Genomic DNA, 4,956 nt, shown 5'->3' with positions numbered 1-4,956 from the left:
GAACCGTCGACGGCGAACTAGATCCCCGCCCGCACCCCAAACGCCAAGCCGACGCCCTCACCACCATCCTCAACGCCGCGGCCGCGACCATGCCCCGCAAACGCACCCACAACGCATCGGGCACGTCCGGCACACCCGGCACGTCCGACGCGTCCGACGTGTCCGGTACATCCGGTACATCCGGTGGGTCCGGTACGTCTGGTGGGTCCGGCGCGTCCGGTGGGTCCGGTGCGTCGGACACGTTCGACCGCTCAGAGGACTGGGGTAGCTCCGGTACCTCGGATGCGTTCGATGGCTCAGGTGACTGGGGTGACTCCGGTGCATCGGATCCGTTCGATGGCTCCGATGACTGGGGCAGCCCCGGCCCATCCGGCGCATCCGGCGCATCCGGCGCATCCGGTGCGTCCGAGACGGCGAGTGCGTCGGGTACCTGCGGTACCTGCGGCGCATCAGCTGATCGGTCGGGCGGAACGGGCGGGGCGGGTGGGCCAGGGGTACCGCACATCACCATCACCATCGACCTCGAAGACCTCCGCAACGCCACCTCCCAAGCCGTCGGCGAACTCGTCTACGGCGACAACCTGTCCGCCTCGGCCGTCCGCCGGCTGGCCTGCGACGCCGCCATCCTCCCCATCGTCCTCGGCTCCGACTCCCAACCCCTCGACGTCGGCACGGAACAGCGCTACGTNACNCGCGCCATCCGCCGCGCCCTGATGAGACGCGACAANGGCTGCGTGATCTGNAANGCCCCGCCCTGGCAGTGCCACGCCCACCATTTGATCCATTGGATCGACGGTGGCCCCACCGCGATCCACAATCTCGCGCTGCTGTGCGCCGCCCACCACCGCGCGGTACATGCCGGTCACTGGACCATCACCATCACCCGCGGCGTCGTCCAGGTCACCCGCCCGGGCTGGACCAGCCCCGGCCCCACCAACCCCGCCGACCTGGCCAACCTCACCAACCTGTCCCGCTACTTCGGCCCACCCACCACCGGATCTGCCGGCGGCGACCCACACCAAGAACACCCCGGCCGGTTCTTCGCCCCGCCCGCCCCGCACCCCAAGCCGCAGGCCGGTACCGGAGGTCTGTCCTGGCTCACCCCGGAAGCGGTCGCACTGCTCGACCCTTGGGGCGACAGCGCCACCCCCTCCGCCGGCCCGTAACACCCACCGCGCCGCCGGCGACCCACCAGCCGCCCACGGCCGCAGCCCGCAGCCCGCCCGAAGCGCCCACCGACCACGGTCGCCCGAAGCGCCCACTGACCACGGTCGGGCGCTGCTGACCCACGTCGTAATCCGGTCGCCGACGCACGACCGACGGAACGAGCCCGACCAGGACGCCAACTGCCAGCCGACAGCCGCGAGGCCGACGGCCCTGCCTTCGCCGTGGCGATGAAGCAAGGCGCCTCGCCTTCGCGGCAAGGAGTTCCCCGTCGGGTTGCCCGATCCCGCGATCGAACGCGCGATGGCCGACTTCAAGCCGGATCTCGTGCACCTTGCGGTCGGTTAACCAGCTCGTCGTGCCTGATGTCCTTGCCGTTGTGGCGGAGGACGCTCCAGCCCCGGACACGCGCCCCGCTCGAGAGCCCAGTGATCGCCGCCCACCGGGTCCCAGTCACCGGCACCCAGGACCTGAACGAGGAGCCGTGCTCAGAAGCTGCGCTGGGACCGTACTGGGGAGCTGAGTCGGTCGCTGGTGGTGGGGAGCGGAGCCGGCCATTGGTGCTCAGGAGTCGGGCGGAGTCGGCTAACGAGTCGGCGTCGGAGTCGCGTCGGTCGTCGGTGCTGGGGATCCGAGCCGGCCCCCGGCATCAGGAGCCGATGCTGGGGATCCGAGCCGGCCCCCGGCATCAGGAGTCGGTGCTGGGGATCCGAGCCGGCCCCCGGCATCAGGAGTCGGGCGGGGGCCGGGTTCAGGAGCCGAGTCGGCCACCGGTGCTTCAGGGTTTGAGCCGGAGCCCATGCTGGGGAGCCGAGTCGGTCGCTGTGCTGGGGAGCCGAGATGGGGATCGGCGTTCAGGGGTCGAGCTGGAGTCGAGCTGAGGAGTCGGGTTGGCCGTGCCGGTCGGGTTCAGAGGACGGGCCTGGCGGTGAGGATCGGAGGCGATGGTGCTGGGTACGGTGGTGGTGCTCAGTTGCCGTCACCGTTGGGTTGTTGACGCGTCGCCGTGTCGTTCGCAGAACTCCAGTTCGGCCCAGCCAGGCCAGGCCAGCTTGGGGTCGCCGGTGGGTTCGCCGATGGTTGTCATGTGTGGTGGTGCGGAGGCTGGTCTGGGGCGGGCCGGGCTACGTGGCGAGTTGGGATGGGGTGATGTCGTGGATGGTTGTGTTGGTGGGGAGGTATTTGACTAGGGCAACGTTTTCGCGGATTAGGTCGGTGCTGGTGGGGGAGCCGGTGCGGCGGTCGATGGTGGTGCGCCAGATTTCGTTGCGGCGGTAGTGCTGGGTGCCGGCGCGGAGGAATCGTTCGTTGCGGGCGAAGACGCGGTACGACGATCGCGGTGGCTGCTCGGCCAGGATCTCGCCTTCCAGGTAGCGTTCGCCGACTCCGACGCGGAGTTGGAAGGTCTGGTCGGTGTCGTTGCGGAACTGCAGGTCCACGTAGTTGTAGACGATGCTGCAGCCGACTCCCCACGGGAGCACGCGGCCGTTGTCGGGGAACGGGTCGAAGCTGTGGGTCGAGCGTTGCGTCACGGTCAGCGGTGAGTGCAGGACCATCCAGTGCAGCAGGTTGGCGAGCTGGCAGATGCCGCCGCCGATCCCTGGCTTGGCCTGGCCGTTGGACAGCCGCATGCCCTTCACGTATCCCTTGCGGCTCGGTTGCGTTGCCGACCAGTTTGTTGAAGGAAAAGGTCTCTCCCGGCCTGATCAGTACGCCGTCGACCTGCTCGCAGGCGAGCTTCAGGTTGGTCACCTTGTTGTGCTGCAACCACATCTCGGTCTCGCCGAGTTGCCGCAGCAGGAGCGACTTGTGCCGCTTCACCCGGACCGGTAGGACCTCGCCTTGCTTGGCGCGCGCGTACGCCGTGTCGGATCGTATCCACTCGATCCGCCGTCGTGCGCGGTGATACCGGACGGCTATCGGATAGAGCGCGGGCACTAGCTGGGACAGGCGCCGCTCACCAACACGCGGATATATCCGCGCCTGCTCAGTCGGCGTCAGCACGTACCGCTCGTCGAGCCCGGTCGCGTTGTCGTCGTCAACGGAATACGGCTTCGGTGCAGGGCTTACTGCGCGAGAGCTGAATGCGGCGACTGCGTGAGGGGTCGGCGGGGTGACTGGGCGAGAGCTGACTGCAGTGACTTCGCGAGAGCTGACGGCGACTGCGTGAGGGGTGGGCGGGGTGACTGGGCGAGAGCTGACTGCAGTGATTGCGCGAGAGGTGGGCGCGGTGACCGCGGCGTCGGTAGAAGATTGGTGGTCTGTACGTCCGCATTCAGCGGTTGCCGCTGTATCGGGTGCCGAGGTGGTGGCTGAGGTCGTGTGGGTGGTGGGCAGGGTGTTGCTGTTCTGCATTCGTTCCCCCGGAACAGGCTGGCGATCGATCCCCTGATCGATCTCGAACGCTACGCCCGGTCGTGCGACGGATTCGTGACAGCGGCTGCACGATCGGGTTGCGCCGGGTTCGACGCCGGGGCGGTCAGCCGAGTTGGAGGGCGGTGCAGATCCAGCGGTTTCGGTGCACTTCCAGGCGGAGGGCCATGGCGCGGGAGCGGTCACCGCAGCGGACGTGGGCCGAGACCTCGGCGACCTCGGTGGCGGGGGTGGAGACGTGGACCGAGCGGATGGCGCTGCGTTCCCTGGCGCTGCGGCCGGTGGCGGTTGTGGTCAGGCCGAGCACGCGGACTCGCCGGTTGAGGTCGGTGAAGACGAACGTGTCCGTGAAGCGGATCAGTTGCCCGATCGGGCGGTCCCCGGCGAGAACCTCGGCGACTGCCTGCACCAGGCGGGTCGCCCAGGCTTGCGCGTCGGGGAGAGTTGGGCCGGTTGGCACCAGGCGCAGTACGGGTGGGGCTGAAGCTGGGTGGAGGTCTGGCGTCTCCTGGTAGTGCATGGCCAGGGCACCCTGGGTCATCGGCGCTGCGGCGTGGCGTCGGGTGGGCGTGGCGCGATCGGTCGGCAGGGAGCGGACGGCGGTGAGTTTCGGGTGGTTGCTCATGTCACTTCTCCTGGTGGGTTGGCGGCACGGGACGGCTGGGCGCGGGTGGGTTGAGTACCTGGCCGGGGTGGATCAGGTTGGGGTCGGGGCCGATCAGCTGGCGGTTGGCGGCGTACCACTGCGGCCAGCGGGCTGCGATGGCTTCGTCGGTCGCGGTGGGGCCGAGCTCGGTGGCGGCGATCGACCACAGCGATTCGCCGGGCTTGACCACTCGCGAGGCGGGACGGGCGAGCTGCCCCGACCGCAGATTGGTGTAGCGAGTCGCAGCCCCGGTGGTCGGCCGATCCGGCACGGCGACCTGTCCGGCCGGCGACTTCTCCGGTACTGCGGTACGCCCGGTCGCCGACTTCGCCGACTTCGCCGGTACTGCGGTACGCGCGCTTGGCGTCGGCTTCCCGGCTGCCGCGCTGGTCCGAGTTGTCGGCTGGGTGCGCTGCACCGCCTTGCCGGTGGATGGCCGAGTGCGTGGCTCGACCACTCGCTCGGATTCCGTCCGAGCCGAGGTCTTCCCGGAGCCTTGCTCGGTCAGCCGCACAGAGGACGGCGCCTCAGTGGCTCGCCAATCACCAGACGAGTCGCCAGTCAGCTCGATGGATGAGGCCGGCTCGGCGGAGCTCCAAGGACGTGAACCGGCAGGTGAGGAGGCCGTCACCGGAAGGACCGGGCGCGACTGTGCAGGCTGCGAGCTATCGGTCAGCGGGTTGGTCGAGTGCGGCTGGGGGGAGGTCCGCGGGTGGGAGTCGGCTAGTGAGGTGCCGGTCGGCTGGTTGGTCGAGTGCGGCTGGGGGGAGGTC

At 69.3% G+C, this 4,956-nt stretch carries 4 protein-coding genes and 1 pseudogene; 1 reads left to right on the top strand and 4 read right to left on the bottom strand.

Going from position 1 to position 4,956, the window contains the following annotated elements; genetic code table 11:
- Positions 1-89 precede the first annotated feature (89 nt).
- The gene (locus A3ES_RS0145145) at positions 90-1,166 is read left to right on the top strand and encodes an HNH endonuclease signature motif containing protein (RefSeq protein WP_083934134.1); all 1,077 of its coding nucleotides are present in this window, start codon (positions 90-92) and stop codon (positions 1,164-1,166) included.
- A 1,122-nt stretch (positions 1,167-2,288) separates the two neighbouring features.
- On the opposite strand, the gene A3ES_RS56635 is transcribed toward A3ES_RS0145145, so the two are convergent.
- From A3ES_RS56635 to A3ES_RS0145130, 4 genes and pseudogenes are all read right to left on the bottom strand, one after another.
- Positions 2,289-2,795: a VanW family protein gene (locus A3ES_RS56635; protein ID WP_020393424.1), complete on the bottom strand. Its 507-nt coding sequence runs from the start codon at positions 2,793-2,795 to the stop codon at positions 2,289-2,291.
- A gap of 73 nt (positions 2,796-2,868) precedes the next feature.
- Positions 2,869-2,937 (bottom strand): annotated as a pseudogene (locus A3ES_RS56895) (hypothetical protein); the annotation flags it as partial.
- A 706-nt stretch (positions 2,938-3,643) separates the two neighbouring features.
- Entirely contained in the window at positions 3,644-4,162 is a 519-nt protein-coding gene (locus tag A3ES_RS50720) for an Rv3235 family protein (RefSeq protein WP_020393423.1), read from the bottom strand.
- A 1-nt stretch (position 4,163) separates the two neighbouring features.
- On the bottom strand, positions 4,164-4,956 hold a 793-nt coding region (locus A3ES_RS0145130), incomplete at its 5' end, for a LysM peptidoglycan-binding domain-containing protein (RefSeq protein ID WP_157631093.1).

This window comes from Kribbella catacumbae DSM 19601 (assembly GCF_000372465.1).
Classification (GTDB): Bacteria; Actinomycetota; Actinomycetes; order Propionibacteriales; family Kribbellaceae; genus Kribbella; species Kribbella catacumbae.
Note: the sequence above shows the minus strand (reverse complement) of the source record. Positions and strands in the feature narration are given on the sequence as shown.

Coding starts and splice junctions, on each gene's coding strand:
- A3ES_RS56635 (WP_020393424.1), bottom strand. CDS start 2,795: ATGCGGCTGTCCAACGGCCAGGCCAAGCCAGGGATCGGCGGCGGCATC.
- A3ES_RS50720 (WP_020393423.1), bottom strand. CDS start 4,162: ATGAGCAACCACCCGAAACTCACCGCCGTCCGCTCCCTGCCGACCGAT.